Genomic DNA, 18,648 nt, shown 5'->3' with positions numbered 1-18,648 from the left:
AATTGCCCATGCTCAGGATTGTTCGGATATTTCCGTGGGAAATTTCCTTGGCAACGCTTAGAGCTGAAGGATCAGGGTCTTCAGCGGTGGCTGCTGATCCAGCGACGGGAAGTCGCGGCCCGGGTTCATCACGCTCCACTCACGCACCGGCCGCCCGGCTTTTTCGGCGCAGCGCAGCACCTGTTCGCGCCAGTCGTCCATGCTGACTTTCGCCAGATTGTTGCAGCAGATCAGCACGCCATTCTCGGCGGTGGTCAGCAGGGCTGGCTTTAGCAGGCTCTGATAATCGCGCAGCAGGTCGACGGTGCCGAACGCACTCTTGGCCCACGCGGGCGGGTCGAGCAGCACGAGGTCGTACTGGCGCTGTTCGAGACGCTGATAGCTCGGCAGTTTCTGCCCGCGACGCTGGCTGATCGGCAGGCCGGCCAGTTGGCGGATGGCCGGGAAGTAGTCGGACTGGATGAATTCCATGGTCGGCAGGTGCGGGTTGAGCTGACCGTTCTCGCGGCCGACTGCCAGATTGCCCTCGGCGAAATCCAGGTTGCACACCTCGCGCGCACCGCCGGCCGCCGCGCTGAGACCGACCCCGCAGGTATAGGCGAACAGGTTGAGCACACTTTTGCCCTTGGTGTGATCCTTAACCCAGCCGCGGGTGTTGCGCAGGTCGAGGAACAGCAGCGGATCCTGCCCGGCGTGACGTCCGCGCACACGATAATTCAGTCCCCATTCGTGGCCGACCAGATCGGCCAGCGCGGCGTCGTCGGCGCGGTAGACGCTGTCTTCACGATCAATCCGCGAGTTGCCACGGGAGCGGTCGTTGTAGACCAGCAGGGTTTCCAGGCCAAGAGTCTGGTTGACCATGGCGTGCATTTGCAGCAGGTCTTCACGCGCCAGGGTCTGGTGGAAGCTTTGCACCATCAGTTGCGGGCCATAGCGGTCGATGGTCAGGCCGCCGGCGCCTTCCTGGCTGCCGTGAAACAGCCGATAGCAGTCGGTGCCCTGGCGGTGCAGCTCGGCGAGCAGATCCTGGCGTTGATCGAGAGCGGCGCGCAGCGCCAGGTTCAAGGAAGACATGCGGGCGCCTTGCTGAAGGGAATCGGGGCGCGGGAGTTTAGCAGCAACTTGGCGGCAAGCGGCGAGCTTCAAACTTGAAGCTCGCCGCTTGCCGCTGCTCCTATTGGTTCAAGCGTTTATCGATCAAGCCCTGCACCACGCTCGGATCCGCCAGGGTTGAGGTATCGCCGAGGCTGTCGAGCTCGTTGCAGGCGATCTTGCGCAGGATCCGCCGCATGATCTTGCCCGAGCGGGTTTTCGGCAGGGCCGGGGCCCACTGGATCAGGTCCGGTTTGGCGAAGCTGCCGATTTCCTTGCTGACGTGGGCCAGCAGTTCTTTCTTCAGTTCATCGCTGGGCTCGGTCCCGTTCATCGGAGTGACGAAGGCATAAATCCCCTGGCCTTTGACGTCGTGTGGATAGCCGACCACAGCGGCCTCGGCGATGCTGTCGTGCAGCACCAGCGCGCTCTCTACCTCGGCGGTGCCGATGCGATGGCCGGAGACATTGATCACGTCGTCGATGCGCCCGGTGATCCAGTAATCGCCGTCCTCGTCACGGCGGGCGCCGTCGCCGGTGAAGTAGTAACCGGGGTAGGGCTTGAAGTAGGTGTCGACCATGCGCTGCGGATCGCCGTAAACGCTGCGGATCTGCGCCGGCCAGCTCGATTTGATCGCCAGCACGCCACTGCCGGCGCCCTGGATTTCCTTCCCGTGTTCATCGAGCAGCACCGGTTGTACGCCGAACATCGGTTGGGTGGCGCAGCCCGGTTTGATCCGCTGGGCGCTGACCAGCGGGCTGAGCATGATGCCGCCAGTTTCGGTCTGCCACCAGGTATCGACGATCGGGCAGCGCTGTTCGCCGACTACGTTGAAATACCATTCCCACGCTTCCGGGTTGATCGGCTCACCGACACTGCCGAGCAATCTGAGGCTTTGCCGCGACGTTTCCTGCAACGGCCCGGCGCCTTCACGCATCAGGGCGCGCAGGGCGGTGGGGGCGGTGTAGAAGATGTTGACCTTATGTTTGTCGATCACCTGCCAGAATCGCGAAGTGCTCGGGTAGCTCGGCACGCCTTCGAAAATCAGGGTGGTGGCGCCGTTGGCCAGCGGGCCGTACACGATATAGCTGTGGCCGGTGACCCAGCCGACGTCGGCGGTGCACCAGAACACTTCGCCGTCGCGGTAATCGAGCACGTACTTGAAGGTCATTGCCGCTTGCAGCAGGTACCCGCCGGTGGTGTGCAGCACGCCCTTGGGCTTGCCGGTGCTGCCGGAGGTGTAGAGGATGAACAGCGGATCCTCGGCGTCCATCGGTTCCGGCGGGCAATCGTCGCTGACGTCGCGCACGGCCTGGTGATACCAGAGGTCGCGGCCTTCGACCCAGTCGACGTTGTTCTGGGTGCGCTCGACCACCACGACGGTGCTGACATTCGGGCAACTCTGCAGGGCCTTGTCGACATTCTGTTTCAGCGGCACGAATTTGCCACCGCGCACGCCCTCGTCGGCGGTGATCACAGTGCGGCAGTCGGCATCGAGAATGCGGTCGCGCAATGAGTCCGGGGAGAACCCGCCAAACACCACCGAATGAATCGCGCCGATCCGCGCGCAGGCCAGCATCGCGTAGGCGGCTTCGGGGATCATCGGCATGTAGATGCACACCCGGTCGCCTTTTTTCACGCCACGGCTTTTCAGCACGTTGGCCAGGCGGCAGACGTGGTGATGAAGTTTGCTGTAAGTGATTTGTGTCGATTCGGCAGGGTCGTCGCCTTCCCAGAGGATGGCGGTCTGATCGCCGCGCTTTTCCAGATGGCGGTCAATGCAGTTGTAGCTGACGTTAAGCTTGCCACCGGCAAACCAGGCGGCTTCGCCGGTCTTCAGGTCATAGCGCTGGACGGTCTGCCACGGCGTGCTCCAGTCGAGGAAGCGGGTGGCCTGTTCGGCCCAGAAGGTACTGGGGTGTTCAATCGATTCGCGGTACAGGCGCTGGTAGTCGTCCTGACTCAACTGTGCAGCCCGGCGGACGGCATCGGCTTTGGGGAACGTGCTGATATCGAACATGACGGTTCCTTATTCTTGTTGTGCGACAAGGATAAAGATGCGCCGAGAGCAGGGAGGGTTCAATACCTGTAAACAAACACCCCCTCATGGCGAGGGGGTGTGTTCGGGGCTGGATCAGCCGCGGTGACGGCCGCGGAAGTAGTTGATCAGGCCTTGGGTGGACGCGTCTTCGGCGGCGGTTTCTTCGCTGCCGACCAGACGGTTATACACGCCCTTGCCCAGTTCCTTGCCCAGTTCCACGCCCCACTGGTCGAAGGCGTTGATGCCCCAGACCACGCTTTGCACGAAGACTTTGTGTTCGTACATCGCCACCAATGCGCCGAGACGACGCGGGCTGATGCGCTCGACCACGATGGTGTTGCTCGGACGGTTGCCCGGGATCACCTTGTGCGGTGCGAGTTTCTGCACCTGGTCTTCGCTCATGCCCTTGTCGCGCAGTTCCGCTTCGGCTTCCGGCAGGGTCTTGCCGAGCATCAGCGCCTGGCTCTGCGACAGGCAGTTGGCGTACAGCCACTGATGGTGGTCGGAGACCGGGTTGAAGCTGACGATCGGCACGATGAAGTCGGCCGGGATCAGTTGGGTGCCCTGGTGCAGCAACTGGTGGTAAGCGTGCTGACCGTTGCAGCCGACGCCGCCCCAGATCACCGGCCCGGTATCGGTCGACACCGCAGTGCCGTCCTGACGCACGCTCTTGCCGTTGGATTCCATGTCCAGCTGTTGCAAGTGCTTGGTGATGTTACGCAGGTAGTGGTCGTACGGCAGGATCGCGTGGCTTTGCGCGCCCCAGAAGTTGCCGTACCACACGCCGAGCAGGGCCAGCAGCACCGGCATGTTCTGTTCGAACGGCGCGCTCTGGAAATGCTGGTCCATGGTGTAGGCACCGGACAGCAATTCCTTGAAGTTGGACATGCCGATGGCCAGCGCGATTGGCAAACCGATGGCCGACCACAGCGAGTAACGACCGCCGACCCAGTCCCACATCGGGAAGATGTTTTCTTCGCGGATACCGAAGGCCACGGCCGCCGCGTTGTTGCTCGATACGGCGATGAAGTGGCGATACAGCTCGGCTTCCGAACCACCCTGAGCCAGGTACCAGGCGCGTGCGGCCTGGGCGTTTTTCAGGGTTTCGAGGGTGTTGAACGATTTCGACGAAACGATGAACAGCGTGGTCTCGGCGCGCAGTTTTTGCGTCAGCTCGTGGAATTCGCTGCCGTCGATGTTCGCCAGGTAATGGCAACGCACGCCTTTCTGGGCATAGGACAGCAGGGCTTCGGAGACCAGCTCGGGGCCGAGGAACGAGCCACCGATGCCGATGTTCACCACGTCGGTGATCGGCTTCTCGGTGTAACCGCGCCACAGACCGTCGTGGATGCGGCCCACGAGATCGGTGATCTGGTTCAGCACCTTGTGTACTTCAGGCATCACGTTGACGCCGTTGACCGACAGTTTGTCGCCGACCGGGCGACGCAGGGCGGTGTGCAGCGCCGGGCGGCCTTCGGAGGAGTTGACGATTTCGCCGTCGAACAGCGCCTTGATCGCGCCTTTGAGATCGACTTCATTGGCCAGACCCACCAGCAGGTTGCGGGTCTCGGCGTTGATCAGATTCTTCGAATAGTCGAGAAACAGTCCGCAGCTGCTGAGAGTGAACTGATTGAAGCGCTGCGGATCGGCGTTGAAGGCTTCGCGCATGCTGAAATCCTGCATGGCTTGGCGGTGATCTTTCAACGCTTGCCAGGCAGGCAGAGCGGTAACGTCATGAGGAGTGCGGTAGTACGCCATCGCTGCGGTTTTCCTTTTTACTTGAACGGCCTTTTGAACACTGAAAAGACCTCCCCGCCATGTTTGGGCGAGGGGGCAACTGCGTCGACACGATTACTTTGGCGCAGGGCGAATACAGTAAACCCAGCGCCGCGATCTGTCTTGGCTTTGTCTGACCTGTTTTCGGTACTTTTTTAACATTGATAACAGACGGGGCCGACAGACGGCGGGTAATGCGAGCAAGTCCCTGCTTATCGCGTGGCGTCGAACGGCGGGAAGTTTGCCCGATGGGCAGGTGCTCAGCAATACGGTCTGCAAGCGCGTGCAAAAGCTGTGGAAGCGGGGTTGCTTCCACAGCGTCTGCCGGTGTTCAGGCGGGGGTATCGAGATTCAGATGCAGGTTGTCGATCAACCGGGTGGTGCCGAGGAAGGCCGCGACCAGAATCACCAGATCGCGATCCTCCGCCGTTGCCGGACGCAGGGTCAGGGCATGGCGGATTTCCAGGTAGTCCGGACGCAGGCCGGCGGCTTCCAGTTGCTGGCGTTGCGCCTGGATCAGGGCAGGGAAGTCGCGCTCGCCCTGCTTGATCGACTCGGCAATGCTGCTCAGGGTGCGATAGACCACCGGCGCCACGGCGCGCTGTTCTTCACTGAGGAAACCGTTGCGCGAGGACAGCGCCAGACCGTCGGCGGCGCGTACGGTCGGCTCGCCAATGATCTGGATCGGCATGTTCAGGTCGTGCACCAGCGCGCGGATCACCGCCAGTTGCTGGAAATCTTTCTGGCCGAAGATCGCCAGGTCCGGCTGGACCATGTTGAACAGCTTGCTGACCACCGTTGCCACGCCTTCGAAGTGCCCCGGACGGCTGGCGCCGCACAGGCCTTCGGACAGTTGCGGCACGCTGACCCGGGTCTGACCGGCCATGCCGTCGGGGTACATTTCCTCGACGGTCGGGGCGAACAGCAGATCGCATCCGGCTTCCAGCAGTTTTTCCTGATCTGCCGCGAGGGTGCGTGGGTACTTGTCGAGGTCTTCGCCGGCGCCGAACTGCAGCGGGTTGACGAAAATGCTCGCAACCACGAAGTCCACGCGCTGGGTGGCCTTGGTGATCAGCGCGATGTGGCCGCTGTGCAGGTTGCCCATGGTCGGCACGAAGCCGATGCGCTTGCCTTCACTGCGGGCGCGCGCCACGGCGGCGCGCAGTTCACGTACGGTTTTGACGGTGTTCATGCAGAGAATCCGTGTTCGATCCCGGGGAAAGTGGTGGCTTTGACTTCACTGACGTAAGCCTTCAGCGCGGACTGGATGCTGTCCTGACCCTGCATGAAGTTCTTCACGAACTTCGGCACGCGGCCGCTGATCGACAGGCCGAGCATGTCGTGCAGTACCAGCACCTGACCGTCGGTGTCGCTGCCGGCGCCAATGCCGATCACCGGAATCTTCACGGCCTGGCTGATTTCAGCTGCCAGTTCGCTCGGCACGCATTCGAGCAGCAGCATGGCTGCACCGGCCTGCTCCAGCGAGATCGCGTCGGCGCGCATCTGGCGTGCCTGATTCTCGTTGCGACCTTGCACTTTATAGCCACCCAGAATGTTCACGGCTTGCGGGGTCAGGCCCATGTGGGCGCAGACCGGCACACCGCGCTCGGCCAGCAGGCGGATCGAGTCCGCCAGCCACAAGGCGCCTTCGACCTTGACCATGTGCGCGCCGGCCTGCATCAGCAGGGCGCTGTTGGTCATGGTTTGTTCGAGGGTGGCGTTGGCCATGAACGGCAGGTCGGCCAGGATCAGGGCATCAGAGTTGCCGCGTTTGACGCTGGCAACGTGGTAGGCCATTTCTGCGGTGGTCACCGGCAGGGTGCTGTCGTGACCCTGCAGGACCATGCCGAGGGAGTCGCCCACCAGCAGCACTTCGACACCGGCCTCGTTGCAGGCGTGGGCGAAGGTCGCGTCATAGCAGGTCAGCATGGTGATCTTTTCACCTTTCTGCTTGAGGCTCTGGAGCGTGGTCAGGGTGATGGCTGGCATGTAAGAAATCCTCGTTCAGGCGCTTTGGAAACTACTGCGAGTAACGCGCGTGATTCGTCATCTATTCAGGCGCACGCTCTTTCGTCGTGCTTATAAGGCCTGGATTGCGCCCTTGTATGCCGGGTTGGCGGCAGCGGGACGCCTATAGTCGTGATGAGGCCTCAGGAAGTCAATTGCATGTGTTACCGCATTGTTACGAGGGGAGTGTTACCGGCGTTACTGATGCGATTCAGCGGGCCGGCGGGCCTGATCTGCGGGTTTTTTGTCCTACAAGAACGCAAAAAGCGGGAGCCGATAGGCTCCCGCATCAACGGTTTGTGTCAGGCGTGAGAGAGGCGTTCGAGGCCGACGAACGGGCAGGCGGCGAGAAGATCGGCAAGAGCACGGCCATCGGCCAGACGCAGATCATCGGGCGCCAGTTCGGCCAGGGGATAAAGAACGAACGCGCGTTCCTGCATGTGGTAATGCGGGACTTTCAGGCGAGGTTCATCGATCAGGCGATCACCGAATAACAGAATGTCCAGATCCAGCGTGCGCGGGCCCCAGCGCTCCAGGCGTTCGCGGCCCTGATCGTTTTCGATCGCCTGCAAGGCATCGAGCAGATCCAGCGGGGCGAGCGCGCTGTCGAGCGCGGCAACCGCGTTGGTGTAACGCGGTTGGCCCGGCAGCAGGGAGTCGCTCTGATAAAACGCGGAGACGCCGACCAGTTCGGTGTCGGGCAATTGCCCCAGCGCGTCGACCGCGCTGCGCAGTTGTTCGGCCGGGTCAGCCAGGTTGCTGCCCATGCCGATGTAGATGCGTTCCATGCCTTATTCGCCCGTGGCGCTCGGTGCGCCGGCGCGTTTGCGCTTGGAACCGCTGCTGCGGCGACGCTTGCGCGGTGCACCACTGGCGTCATCACCCTTACCGCTGAGGTCACGGATCATGTCGCGACGTTCGCTGTCGTTGGCGTCCTGATAATCGGTCCACCATTCGCCCAGGCCATCGGTCTGCTCGCCGGCGCTTTCACGCAACAGCAGGAAGTCGTAGCCGGCACGGAAGCGCGGATTGTCCAGCAACAGGTCGGCACGTTTGCCACTGCGGCGTGGCAGGCGTTCCTGCATGTCCCAGATTTCGCGGATCGGCATGGTGAAACGTTTTGGAATGGCAATGCGCTGGCACTGCTCGGCGATCAGTTCGTGAGCACCTTCCTGCATGGCCGGAATCGGCGGCATGCCGCGCTCTTGCAGACGCAACACGCGGGCCGGCAGGGCAGGCCACAGCAGGGCGGCAAACAGGAACGCCGGGGTCACCGGTTTGTTCTGCTTGATCCGCAGGTCGGTGTTGGTCAGTGCTTCGCTGATCAGCGTGTGGGTGTATTCCGGGTTGTGTTCCAGCGCATCGGCACTGGCCGGGAACAGCGGCGCGAACAGTTGCAGGTCGACCAGCATCTCGAAGGTGATCGCGCCATGACCGGAGAGGAACAGCTTGAGCACTTCCTCGAACAGGCGGGCCGATGGGATCTCGCGCAGCATCGGCGCCAGTTCGCGGATCGGCTGGACGGTGTGCTTCTCGATACCGAAATTGAGCTTGGCAGCGAAACGCACGGCCCGCAGCATCCGCACCGGGTCTTCCTGGTAACGTTTCTTTGGGTCGCCGATCAGGCGGATCAGGTGGTTGCGGATGTCGTGTACGCCGTTGGCGTAGTCGAGGATGCGCTCGCTGACCGGATCGTAATACAGGGCGTTGATGGTGAAGTCGCGGCGTTGCGCGTCTTCTTCCAGGGTGCCGTAGACGTTGTCGCGCAGAATACGCCCGCTCTCGTTGCGCGAAGACTGATTGCTGTCTTCATCGTCTTCGTTTTGCGGGTGATTGGCGCGGAAGGTCGCGACTTCAATGATTTCGCGGCCGAAATGGATGTGTACCAGCTTGAAGCGGCGGCCGATGATCCGCGCATTGCGGAATTCGGCGCGGACCTGCTCGGGGGTTGCGCTGGTGGCGACGTCGAAGTCTTTGGGCGTGATGCCCAGCAGCATGTCTCGCACGCAACCGCCAACCAGGTAGGCCTGGTAGCCGGCGCCCTGCAGACGTTCGACGATGTTGACCGCGTACCGGCTGAATTGGGCCTTTTGCAGCGAATGTTGGCCGCTGTTGAGGACTTCAGGCGTGCTACGGATGTGTTGCGTACGACGCAGGGGAGTTCGGAATGACTGGAACAGCTTCTTCAGCATGGGATGCACTGTTTGAAGGAATGTTCGGCCATACCAGAGAATGACCGCATGATGGGCCGGGATTCTAGCATTTAGTCGAGGGATGGTGTAGGACGCTGCCGTTTTGCGCTGCAAGCCGCGGGCTAGAGGGGTGTAGGGGCGTGTGAAGGAGAGATTTGCCGTAAAGGAGAAACTACAAGGGGAGCCGAAGCTCCCCAAGAAGTAGTTGCGTGCTCTTTTTATTATTGATTCGGGCTTCTTGTTTTTGTTGAGTGCCCTCGTCATGAAGCTTTCCCTTCATGACCCTCCCAATCGGGAGCCAAGAGCAAACGGATTGCTTTGGTCGCTGTGTTGCAGTGATCTTGCGATCCAACCAGTACAGGCTCTGTCTTAAGACAGTTTTTGTTGTTCTCGGCCTGGTCGTGGGGCTAGCCCCAAATACAACGCCTCTCCAAAAGAATCAGTTAGCTGCGCCTCTCGCCGTCTTGTTTTTATTGTGCGTGAGTCGATTCGTCTTATTTTTATTGTCTTGTGCATTGCTTGTTATTGTTCTTGTACCAAACATATAGCAGGTGCCGTGCCAACTTTTGCGAACCCCAATAAAACAAGGGGTTAGGTCGATATAACCGTTTTCGCAGGGCGAAAAAAAGCCGGGGTTTCGTTACCGATAACCCCGGCGTCTGTTACGTGAAAAGACTGAGGTAACAGTTTTTTCACATCTTCAACGGTAACCCGCACACTCGACAGGTAACGTTCAGCTCTCGCTGGCGACCCCGGTCTTGCGCCGTGGAATGCCCAGACGCTGACGGCGTTCCCACAGGCATTTGCGGCTGACGCCCAGTTTGCGCGCCAGTTCGGTCTCGGTCATGTGGTCCTGATGCTCGAGCACGAAATGCTGGAAGTAGTCTTCCAGTGACAGGTCTTCCGTCGGTTCGTGGCTGCTGTTGCTGGCGTTACCGGCCGGTTGCGCCGGCAGGCCGATGAATTCGTCGTCCTCCAGATCGCCCAGTTCGATGTCGATGCCCAGCAGGTCGGCAGAGATTTCCGGACTTTCGCTTAGAATCACCGCGCGCTCGACGGCGTTTTCCAACTCCCGCACGTTACCCGGCCAGGAATAGTGCCGGATCGCCTGTTCGGCATCGGCGGCAAATTTCAGGTCGGTGCGGTTGATGCGCGCGCTCTGACGAGCGAGGAACGCATTGGCGATTTCGTTGACGTCGGCGCCGCGCTCGCGCAGGGCCGGGAGTTTCAACGCGATCACGTGCAGGCGGTAGTACAAGTCCTCACGGAACTGGCCGATTTTCGCCAGGCTCTTGAGATCCCGGTGGGTCGCCGCGATCAAGCGGACATCGACTTTCTGCGACTGGACCGAGCCCACCCGGCGAATTTCGCCTTCCTGCAACACGCGCAGCAGGCGAGCCTGGGCTTCCAGCGGCAACTCGCCGATTTCGTCGAGGAACAGCGTGCCGCCGTCCGCCGCTTCCACCAGACCGGCGCGACCGGCGCTGGCACCGGTGAACGCACCTTTCTCGTGACCGAACAGTTCGGACTCGATGAGGCTTTCCGGAATGGCGGCGCAGTTCACCGAGATCATCGGCGCCTTGGCGCGTTTCGACAGGTTGTGCAGGGCGCGGGCCACCAGCTCTTTACCGGTGCCGGACTCACCTTGGATCAGCACGTTGGAATCGGTCGGCGCGACTTTACGGATCTTGCCGTATAGATCCTGCATCGGCGGACACGAGCCGATAATGCCGATTTCGCCATTGCTGTTGTCGATGGCGGATTTGCCGCTGCCATTGGCCGATTTGGCCGGAGCTGCTTCGCCGGCGGCAGGCGCCGACTGGCGATCGCGCAGAATCCGCGCGACAGCCTGCAGCATTTCATCGTGGTCGAAAGGCTTGGCGATGTAATCCACCGCGCCCATCTTCATCGAGTCGACCGCCGAGCGCAGGCTGGCGTAGCTGGTCATGATCAGCACCGGTGTGCCTTGGCCGAGCTTGATCAGCTCGGTGCCCGGAGCACCCGGCAGACGCAGGTCGCTGACGATCAGATCGAATGTGGGAATACTGAAGCGTTCTTGTGCTTCCTGCACTGAACCGGCTTCGCTGACCTGGTACTGGTTGCGTTCCAGCAGGCGGCGCAAGGCGGAGCGGATAATGGTTTCGTCTTCGACGATCAAAATGTGCGGCATTGATTCGATACTCTCGACGGTCTCAGTTCACAGCGGACGTCGCTTCGACATGACGCGGCAATGTCACCCGGATACGGGTGCCGCGCTGGCTCTGAACATCAGCCGGGCTGTCGATGGTGATTTGTCCATAATGCTCTTCAACGATGGAATAGACCAGTGCAAGGCCCAGACCGGTGCCTTCGCCAGGATCCTTGGTGGTGAAGAAGGGTTCGAACAATCGATCCATGATGCTCGACGGAATACCGCTGCCTTCGTCTTCGACGATCAGATCGACCGTGTGTTCGCCGGCTTCGCTCTTGACCCGCACCGCACTGCCGGCAGGCGAGGCGTCACGGGCGTTGGAGAGCAGATTGATGAGCACCTGGGCGAGCCGCTGCGGATCGCCTTCGACCCAGTGATCGGGATCGCACAGGTTATAGAACTGGACTTCGAAATTGCGCCGGTTCAGGGCCAGCAGGCCGATGGCGTCCTGGGCGACTTCCGCCAGACAGACGGGCTCGTCGCTGTGCTGATGGCTGCCGGCGTGGGCGAAGCTCATCAAGGACTGGACGATGCGTGACACGCGTTTAGTCTGTTCGAGGATCTGGCCGCTGATTTCCGTCAGCTCACCGTCCTCTTCGCGCTCTTCGCGCAGGTTTTGCGCGAGACAGGCGATGCCGGTGATCGGGTTGCCGATTTCGTGGGCCACACCCGCCGCGAGTCGGCCGATGCTGGCCAGACGCTCGGAGTGCACCAGTTTGTCTTCGAGCATCTGGGTTTCGGTCAGGTCCTCCACCAGCAACACCAGGCCGCTGTTGCCCGGTGCCAGCGGCTCGTCGATCGCCGCTTTGTGCAGGTTCAGCCAACGGGTCTGGCCGTCGAGGGCCAAATGCTGTTTGTGCAAATGCTCGTCCGGCAGATGGATGAAGCCTTGCAGCAGGTCTTTCCACGGATTGGCGATGGTACTCAGGCGCGAGCCGACAACCCGTTGCGCAGCAATTCCGGTCAGTTCTTCCATGGCCTTGTTCCACATCAGGATCTCCTGATCCTTGGCCAGCGAGCACACGCCCATCGGCAGTTCCTGCAAGGTCTGGCGGTGGTAGCGGCGCAGGGCATCGAGCTCGGCAGCCAGACCGGTCAGGCGCGAGTGGTAGTCCTCGAGACGGCTTTCAATGAAGTGGATGTCTTCGGTGACGTAGTTTTCACCGCCGGCCTTGTAGGGCAGGAAGGTTTCCACCATGTCCTGGGCGACGCTCGGGCCCATCAGGCCGGAGAGGTTGGCTTCGATCCGGTCACGCAGGCGGCGCAGGGCATAAGGGCGGCGCTCGTCGAAGGGCAGATAAAGGTCGCGCAGGGCCTGTTCGACTTCTTTCTGCGCAGCCTTGGCGCCCAGTGGCTTGGCCAGCTGTGTGGCGAATTCCTGCGGCGAGGCTGCGTGCAATTCGCGGCGTTGCGGGCGACGTACGTTGTCCACAGCGCAGGCTTCGGCGGCGCTGGCCTCTTCCGGGCTGGCATTGGTGAACAGCGAAATCAACGTGAACATCAGGACGTTGGCTGCCAGCGAGGCGATGGCCGCCATGTGCCAACTGGTGTCGTCCAGCACGTAGATCATGTTCAGCAGCGGAATATAGAAACCCTGCAGATTGCCGACCAGCGGCAAGAGCATGGTCACGACCCACACCACAATCCCCGCCAGCAGACCGGCGATGAAGCCACGGCGATTGGCGGTCGGCCAGTACAGCACCGACAGCACGCCCGGCAGGAATTGCAGGGTCGCAACGAAGGCGACGATGCCGAGGTTGGCCAGATCCTGCTCGGCGCCGAGCATCAGGTAGAAGCAGAAACCGGCCATGATGATCGCGACGATCAGCGCCCGGCGGGTCCATTTCAACCAGCGATAGATATTGCCCTCGGCCGGTGGCTGATAGAGCGGCAGCACCAGATGGTTCAGGGCCATGCCCGACAGCGCCAGCGTGGTGACGATGATCAGGCCGCTGGCCGCCGACAGACCGCCGACATACGCCAGCAATGCCAGCGATTTGCTGTTGGCGGCGATACCGATGCCGAGTGTGAAGTATTCCGGATTGGTGGTGGCGCCGAGTTTCAGGCCGGCCCAGAGAATCAGCGGCACGGCCAGGCTCATCAACAGCAGGAACAGCGGCAGGCCCCAGCTTGCGCTGACCAGCGAGCGCGGGTTGAGGTTTTCAGTGAAGGTCATGTGATACATGTGCGGCATCACGATCGCCGAGGCGAAAAACACCAGCAGCAATGTGCGCCACGGGCCTTCCTGCAGGGGTGTGTGCAGGGCGGCGAGGGCGGTCTGGTTCTGTAGCAGCCACAGTTCAAGTTGCTGCGGGCCGTCGAATACGCCGTATAGCGCGTAGAGGCCGACGCCGCCAAGGGCCACCAGTTTGATCACCGATTCGAAGGCAATCGCGAATACCAGCCCTTCGTGCTTTTCACGGGTGGCGATGTGACGGGAGCCGAAGAAGATCGTGAACAGAATGATCAGCGCACAGAACGCCAGGGCGACGCGATTCTGCACCGGTTCGCCGGTGAGGATGCCGATGGAATCGGCCACGGCCTGGATCTGCAACGCCAGCAGCGGCAAGACGCCGATCAGCATGAAAATCGTGGTCAGCGCACCGGCCCAGGTGCTGCGGAAGCGGAAGGCGAACAGATCCGCCAGCGACGACAGTTGATAGGTGCGGGTGATCTTGAGGATCGGGTACAGCAGCACTGGCGCCAGCAGAAACGCGCCGGAAACCCCGAGATAACTGGACAGAAAACCGTAGCCGTACTGATAGGCCAGACCCACCGTACCGTAGAACGCCCATGCACTGGCGTAGACCCCGAGGGACAGGGTGTAAGTCAACGGGTGGCGAATGATCGCCCGCGGGATCATGCCCCGTTCACTGATCCAGGCCACGCCGAACAGCGCGGCCAGGTAGGCGGCGCTGATCAGCAGCATCTGGGTCAGGCTAAAGCTCATCGGCATCTTTTTGGCTCTGCAGGATGAAGGTCACGACAATCAGGATCAGCCAGAGCAGATAAGGGCGATACCAGGCGCCCGTAGCGTCGATCCACCAATCCATGATGGCAGGAGAAAACAGGTAGATCCCCACGACCAGAAGCAGGACCAAGCGATAGATGTACATCCCGGCCTCTCTTTTTTATGCGCGTGCCCGAAAACGTGCGGCGATGGTAACGGATGGGCGCGCCACTGCAAGTGTCGTCACAGCAGTTGCGCTTCGGGCAGGGTCAGTGTGCGCGGGATTTTCAAGGCATCCCAGTGGGCGCTGCCCCAGTTCAACAGTTCATGCGGCGAGGCGTGGGCCAGTTCGGGCCCCGGATTTTGCCCCAGGGCACGCAAGGCTCGGAGCAGCAATGGCGTGGCCTGATCGGCTTCCAGCGGTGGCGAGCGATAGGACTTGCCGAGCTTGTTGCCGTCCGGCTGGGTAATCAGTGGCAGATGCAGGTAGCGCGGTTGGCGCAGGCCCAGCAGTTCTTGCAGATAGAGCTGGCGCGGCGTGGAGTCGAGCAGATCGGCGCCGCGCACGATGTCGGTGATGCCCTGCCAGGCGTCGTCCAGCACCACCGCCAGTTGGTAGGCGTAGAGGCCGTCGCGGCGGCGGATCACGAAATCTCCCACGTCACGGCCCAGATGCTGGCGGTATTCGCCCTGTACCCGGTCGATGAAATGGTATTCGAGCTCCGGTACGCGCAGGCGGATCGCGGCATTTTCCGGCTCATGGCCGGCGTTGCGGCACAGTCCCGGATAAATGCCATGGTACGGCTCGAGCTGTTTGCGCGAACAGGTGCAGGCGTAGGCCAGGCCGTGATTGAACAGGCTGTCGAGCACTTGGGCGTAGGCTTCGTGCCGATCGCTCTGGCGGACCATCTCGCCGTCCCATTCGAAGCCATAGCTTTCCAGTGCCTTGAGAATCGCCGCTTGCGCGCCCGGCTCTTCACGGGGCGGATCGAGGTCTTCCATGCGCACCAGCCAGCGGCCGCCCACCGAGCGCGCGTCCAGATAAGAGGCCAGGGCGGCGACCAGCGAACCGAAATGCAGGTGCCCGCTGGGTGTCGGGGCGAAGCGGCCAATGTAGGCGGGGGTAGTCATGGAAGTGTTGTCGCTGTTCGGGCTTGGGCACTCGGGTGGGAGCGAGCCTGCTCGCGATTGCAATAGACCACTCAATGATGATGTTGAATGTTATACCGCTATCGCGAGCAGGCTCGCTCCTACAGGAGGCGGGAACAAAAACGGAGCGTTCGCACGCTCCGTTTTTCGTTCAGGCCGGGATTATTTGCCGACCTGCTTTTCCTTGATTTCCGCCAGGTTCTTGCAGTCGACGCACATATCGGCAGTCGGACGGGCCTCGAGGCGCTTGACGCCGATCTCGATGCCGCAAGAGTCGCACCAGCCGTACTCTTCGTCTTCGATCAGTTGCAGGGTCTTGTCGATCTTCTTGATCAGTTTGCGCTCGCGGTCGCGGGCGCGCAGCTCGAGGGCGAACTCTTCTTCCTGGCTGGCACGGTCGGCCGGATCAGGAAAGTTGGCCGCTTCGTCTTTCATGTGATCAACAGTGCGGTCGACTTCCTGCATCAAGTCGAGTTTCCACTTGGTCAGGATCTTGGTGAAGTGCGCACGCATAGGCGCGCCCATGTACTCTTCGCCCTCTTTAGGGACGTAAGGTTCGAAACCGCTGAGTGTCTGACTTGCCTGTTGCTTTGCTTGGGTGGGCATGAAATGGACCGCCTCTACTCTTGTAATCCATTGCGCAGGATTGCTCCATCACCGACACCTGCCGGCCCTGCGGCTGCAAGCGGGCGAACTTACCAGATCAATTCGACCCGCGCTACTCCCGGATGTCGAGCGCGTGGCCGATGGGACTTGCAAATGTTTGCCAAGCCATGTCCGGCGGTGCTGCAAACCTGCTCAATCACTGATTTTAGTCAATCCTGGAGCGTACGCGCGGGTCGTTACAGTCCAGTGTTCTTGAGGCTGTGACCGCTGTGGGTTCTCGCTCGTTCCGGCAGATGGGTAGAATCGTTTCTTTTCCCTCGTTGAAGGAAGGCCAATGGCTCAGCCCTACAGTGCGCGCAGTCGTGCGATCGAACCGTTCCATGTGATGGCGTTGCTGGCGCGAGCCAATGAATTGCAGGCCGCCGGCCACGACGTGATCCACCTGGAAATCGGCGAACCGGACTTCACCACCGCCGAGCCGATCATCCGCGCCGGCCAGCAAGCCCTGACGGCGGGGAAAACCCGCTACACCGCGGCCCGTGGCATTCCCGAACTGCGCGAGGCGATTTCCGGTTTCTATCAAACGCGCTACGGCCTGAACATCGATCCTCGACGGATTCTCATCACCCCCGGCGGTTCCGGGGCGTTGCTGCTGGCCAGTGCGTTGCTGGTGGATCCGGGCAAACACTGGCTGCTGGCCGACCCCGGCTATCCTTGCAACCGACACTTTTTGCGGTTGGTCGAAGGCGCGGCACAGCTTGTACCGGTGGGCCCGGACGTTCGCTATCAACTGACGCCGGACCTGGTGGCGCGGCACTGGGATCACGACAGCGTCGGTGCGCTGGTTGCCTCGCCGGCCAACCCGACCGGCACGATTCTGACCCGCGATGAACTGGCCGGGTTATCCGCAGCCATCAAGGCGCGTCACGGGCATCTGGTGGTGGACGAGATCTATCACGGCCTGACTTACGGCACCGACGCCGCCAGTGTGCTGGAAGTGGACGACAGCGCCTTTGTCCTCAACAGTTTCTCCAAATATTTCGGCATGACCGGATGGCGTCTCGGCTGGTTGGTGGCGCCGGATGCCGCCGTCAGTGAACTGGAGAAGCTTGCGCAGAACCTCTACATCAGCGCACCAAGCATGGCCCAGCATGCGGCGCTGGCCTGTTTCGAGCCGGACACCATCGCGATTCTCGAAGAGCGCCGCGCCGAATTCGGCCGTCGCCGTGACTTCCTGCTGCCGGCATTGCGGGAGCTGGGCTTCAACATCGCCGTGGAGCCGGAAGGCGCGTTCTATTTGTATGCCGATATCAGCCAGTTCGGCGGCGATGCCTTCGCGTTCTGCCGGCACTTCCTCGAAACCGAACACGTGGCATTCACGCCGGGGCTGGATTTCGGCCGCTATCAGGCCGGTCATCACGTGCGCTTTGCCTACACGCAAAACCTCCCACGCCTACAGGAAGCGGTAGAGCGTATCGCCCGTGGCTTGAAGAGCTGGCAAGGCTGATGCGCTTTCATCCTCCGCTCGAAGAAGGCCGATTGATCCGCCGTTACAAGCGTTTTCTCGCCGATATCGAAACCGTTGGCGGCGAATTGCTGACCATTCACTGCCCGAACACCGGCTCGATGCTCAATTGCCAGGTCGAGGGCGGCCAGGTCTGGTTCAGCCGCTCCAATGATCCGAAGCGCAAGCTACCCGGCACCTGGGAGGTCGGCGAAACCCCGCAGGGACGGCTGTTTTGCGTCAACACCGGACGCGCCAACGCACTGGTCGAAGAGGCCTTGCAGGCCGGCGTCATCAGTGAGCTGAACGGTTTTACCGGGCTCAAGCGTGAAGTGGCGTACGGGCAGGAAAAGAGCCGGATCGATTTTCGCCTCGACTACCCGACGGGCTCGGCCTACGTGGAAGTGAAAAGCGTCACTCTGGGTTTTGACGGCACGGCGATTGCGGCATTTCCCGATGCAGTGACCCAGCGCGGCGCCAAGCATTTGCGTGAGCTGGCGCATCTGGCCCGGGACGGGATTCGCGCGGTGCAGTTGTACTGCGTCAATCTCACGGGTGTCGAAGCGGTGCGCCCGGCCGAGGAAATCGACTCGGCCTATGCCGCTGCGCTGCGGGAGGCGGTGGCGTGCGGGGTCGAGGTCCTGGCGTACGGCGTGCGGTTGAGCCATGAAGAGATGGTGATCGACCGGCGGCTGGACGTGCTGCTCAACGGTTAAACGTCGATCCACAGCCCTTGCACGTCTTCACGGCAAGGGATGGCCGTCAGCGATTGTCCGGCGCAGGGGCCGGCGACGCATTCACCGTCCTCGATCAGAAACAGTGCGCCGTGGGTGGCACACTGGATCAGGCTGTTGCTCGGGTCGAGAAACTGGTCGGGGTGCCATTCCAGGCCAACGCCCCGGTGCGGGCAGCGATTGAGGTAGACATACGCCTGCCCCGCGCGGCGCACGGCCAACAGTTTTTTCCCGTCGATATCGAAACCGCGACTGCCGCCCTCAACCAGATCGGCGCCCGCGCAAAGAAACTTCATGGCTATCCTCAAGTGTCGGCTCGTGTCCGGATATGTCCGAGCTTGACGTTCAAATGCAAACAATTATCAAATGGCCGCCTTCGCCCGTGGCGAGGTGATCGCTGCCGAGG

The 18,648-nt window shown here is 61.5% G+C and carries 15 protein-coding genes; 2 read left to right on the top strand and 13 right to left on the bottom strand.

The genetic code is table 11. The features are described 5' to 3' along the window. Positions 1-57: 57 nt before the first annotated feature. From CAF80_RS24180 to dksA, 12 genes are all read right to left on the bottom strand, one after another. The gene (locus CAF80_RS24180; protein ID WP_074691465.1) at positions 58-1,074 is read right to left on the bottom strand and encodes a class I SAM-dependent rRNA methyltransferase; all 1,017 of its coding nucleotides are present in this window, start codon (positions 1,072-1,074) and stop codon (positions 58-60) included. 100 nt (positions 1,075-1,174) lie between these two features. Then, a complete protein-coding gene (acs, locus tag CAF80_RS24175; protein ID WP_085668034.1) occupies positions 1,175-3,112 on the bottom strand; it encodes an acetate--CoA ligase in 1,938 nt (645 codons plus the stop codon). Positions 3,113-3,226: 114 nt separating this feature from the next. Further along, positions 3,227-4,891 (bottom strand): glucose-6-phosphate isomerase, encoded by a 1,665-nt coding sequence (gene pgi, locus CAF80_RS24170; protein ID WP_039771644.1) that lies wholly within the window; start codon positions 4,889-4,891, stop codon positions 3,227-3,229. 349 nt (positions 4,892-5,240) lie between these two features. Beyond that, a complete protein-coding gene (panC, locus tag CAF80_RS24165) occupies positions 5,241-6,101 on the bottom strand; it encodes a pantoate--beta-alanine ligase (protein ID WP_007959604.1) in 861 nt (286 codons plus the stop codon). Continuing rightward, positions 6,098-6,898, bottom strand: a complete 801-nt coding sequence (gene panB, locus CAF80_RS24160; RefSeq protein WP_039771642.1) for a 3-methyl-2-oxobutanoate hydroxymethyltransferase — start codon at positions 6,896-6,898, stop codon at positions 6,098-6,100. Before panB ends, panC begins: the two co-directional genes overlap by 4 nt. Before the next feature lie 320 nt (positions 6,899-7,218). Then, positions 7,219-7,704 carry a 2-amino-4-hydroxy-6-hydroxymethyldihydropteridine diphosphokinase gene (gene folK / locus CAF80_RS24155; protein ID WP_074691462.1) on the bottom strand — a complete coding sequence of 162 codons (486 nt, stop codon included), beginning with the start codon at positions 7,702-7,704 and terminating at the stop codon, positions 7,219-7,221. A gap of 3 nt (positions 7,705-7,707) precedes the next feature. Beyond that, a complete protein-coding gene (locus tag CAF80_RS24150; protein ID WP_064599472.1) occupies positions 7,708-9,108 on the bottom strand; it encodes a polynucleotide adenylyltransferase PcnB in 1,401 nt (466 codons plus the stop codon). Between the two features lie 733 nt (positions 9,109-9,841). Beyond that, positions 9,842-11,278: a sigma-54 dependent transcriptional regulator gene (locus tag CAF80_RS24145; protein WP_011335968.1), complete on the bottom strand. Its 1,437-nt coding sequence runs from the start codon at positions 11,276-11,278 to the stop codon at positions 9,842-9,844. 22 nt (positions 11,279-11,300) lie between these two features. Further along, the gene (locus CAF80_RS24140; RefSeq protein ID WP_166742304.1) at positions 11,301-14,255 is read right to left on the bottom strand and encodes a sensor histidine kinase; all 2,955 of its coding nucleotides are present in this window, start codon (positions 14,253-14,255) and stop codon (positions 11,301-11,303) included. After that, the gene (locus tag CAF80_RS28755) at positions 14,239-14,415 is read right to left on the bottom strand and encodes a hypothetical protein (RefSeq protein ID WP_003176118.1); all 177 of its coding nucleotides are present in this window, start codon (positions 14,413-14,415) and stop codon (positions 14,239-14,241) included. The genes CAF80_RS24140 and CAF80_RS28755 overlap by 17 nt, the downstream gene beginning before the upstream one ends. A gap of 77 nt (positions 14,416-14,492) precedes the next feature. Beyond that, positions 14,493-15,380 carry a tRNA glutamyl-Q(34) synthetase GluQRS gene (gene gluQRS / locus CAF80_RS24135; RefSeq protein ID WP_074691460.1) on the bottom strand — a complete coding sequence of 296 codons (888 nt, stop codon included), beginning with the start codon at positions 15,378-15,380 and terminating at the stop codon, positions 14,493-14,495. 180 nt (positions 15,381-15,560) lie between these two features. Next, positions 15,561-16,004, bottom strand: a complete 444-nt coding sequence (gene dksA, locus CAF80_RS24130; RefSeq protein WP_039771633.1) for an RNA polymerase-binding protein DksA — start codon at positions 16,002-16,004, stop codon at positions 15,561-15,563. Positions 16,005-16,338: 334 nt separating this feature from the next. Between dksA and CAF80_RS24125 the strand changes: the two genes are divergently transcribed. Continuing rightward, a complete protein-coding gene (locus tag CAF80_RS24125) occupies positions 16,339-17,511 on the top strand; it encodes a pyridoxal phosphate-dependent aminotransferase (protein ID WP_074691458.1) in 1,173 nt (390 codons plus the stop codon). Then, on the top strand, positions 17,511-18,224 hold the full coding sequence (sfsA, locus tag CAF80_RS24120; protein ID WP_039771629.1) for a DNA/RNA nuclease SfsA: 714 nt from the start codon (positions 17,511-17,513) through the stop codon (positions 18,222-18,224). The genes CAF80_RS24125 and sfsA overlap by 1 nt, the downstream gene beginning before the upstream one ends. Here the strand turns inward: sfsA and CAF80_RS24115 are convergent. Then, on the bottom strand, positions 18,221-18,538 hold the full coding sequence (locus CAF80_RS24115; protein ID WP_039771628.1) for a Rieske (2Fe-2S) protein: 318 nt from the start codon (positions 18,536-18,538) through the stop codon (positions 18,221-18,223). The two genes, sfsA and CAF80_RS24115, sit on opposite strands and share 4 nt — an antisense overlap. Between the last annotated feature and the right edge of the window lie 110 nt (positions 18,539-18,648).

Source organism: Pseudomonas sp. B34(2017) (assembly GCF_002112915.1).
In the GTDB taxonomy this organism is placed as follows: Bacteria; Pseudomonadota; Gammaproteobacteria; order Pseudomonadales; family Pseudomonadaceae; genus Aquipseudomonas; species Aquipseudomonas pharyngis.
This window is presented reverse-complemented; position numbering and strand designations above follow the sequence as displayed.

Bases quoted from the DNA above. Each gene is read 5' to 3' on its own strand.
- gluQRS (WP_074691460.1), bottom strand. From the start codon at position 15,380: ATGACTACCCCCGCCTACATTGGCCGCTTCGCCCCGACACCCAGCGGG.
- CAF80_RS24125 (WP_074691458.1), top strand. From the start codon at position 16,339: ATGGCTCAGCCCTACAGTGCGCGCAGTCGTGCGATCGAACCGTTCCAT.
- panB (WP_039771642.1), bottom strand. From the start codon at position 6,898: ATGCCAGCCATCACCCTGACCACGCTCCAGAGCCTCAAGCAGAAAGGT.
- CAF80_RS28755 (WP_003176118.1), bottom strand. From the start codon at position 14,415: ATGTACATCTATCGCTTGGTCCTGCTTCTGGTCGTGGGGATCTACCTG.
- CAF80_RS24140 (WP_166742304.1), bottom strand. From the start codon at position 14,255: ATGCCGATGAGCTTTAGCCTGACCCAGATGCTGCTGATCAGCGCCGCC.
- CAF80_RS24180 (WP_074691465.1), bottom strand. From the start codon at position 1,074: ATGTCTTCCTTGAACCTGGCGCTGCGCGCCGCTCTCGATCAACGCCAG.
- CAF80_RS24150 (WP_064599472.1), bottom strand. From the start codon at position 9,108: ATGCTGAAGAAGCTGTTCCAGTCATTCCGAACTCCCCTGCGTCGTACG.
- CAF80_RS24145 (WP_011335968.1), bottom strand. From the start codon at position 11,278: ATGCCGCACATTTTGATCGTCGAAGACGAAACCATTATCCGCTCCGCC.
- CAF80_RS24115 (WP_039771628.1), bottom strand. From the start codon at position 18,538: ATGAAGTTTCTTTGCGCGGGCGCCGATCTGGTTGAGGGCGGCAGTCGC.
- folK (WP_074691462.1), bottom strand. From the start codon at position 7,704: ATGGAACGCATCTACATCGGCATGGGCAGCAACCTGGCTGACCCGGCC.
- panC (WP_007959604.1), bottom strand. From the start codon at position 6,101: ATGAACACCGTCAAAACCGTACGTGAACTGCGCGCCGCCGTGGCGCGC.
- dksA (WP_039771633.1), bottom strand. From the start codon at position 16,004: ATGCCCACCCAAGCAAAGCAACAGGCAAGTCAGACACTCAGCGGTTTC.
- pgi (WP_039771644.1), bottom strand. From the start codon at position 4,891: ATGGCGTACTACCGCACTCCTCATGACGTTACCGCTCTGCCTGCCTGG.
- acs (WP_085668034.1), bottom strand. From the start codon at position 3,112: ATGTTCGATATCAGCACGTTCCCCAAAGCCGATGCCGTCCGCCGGGCT.
- sfsA (WP_039771629.1), top strand. From the start codon at position 17,511: ATGCGCTTTCATCCTCCGCTCGAAGAAGGCCGATTGATCCGCCGTTAC.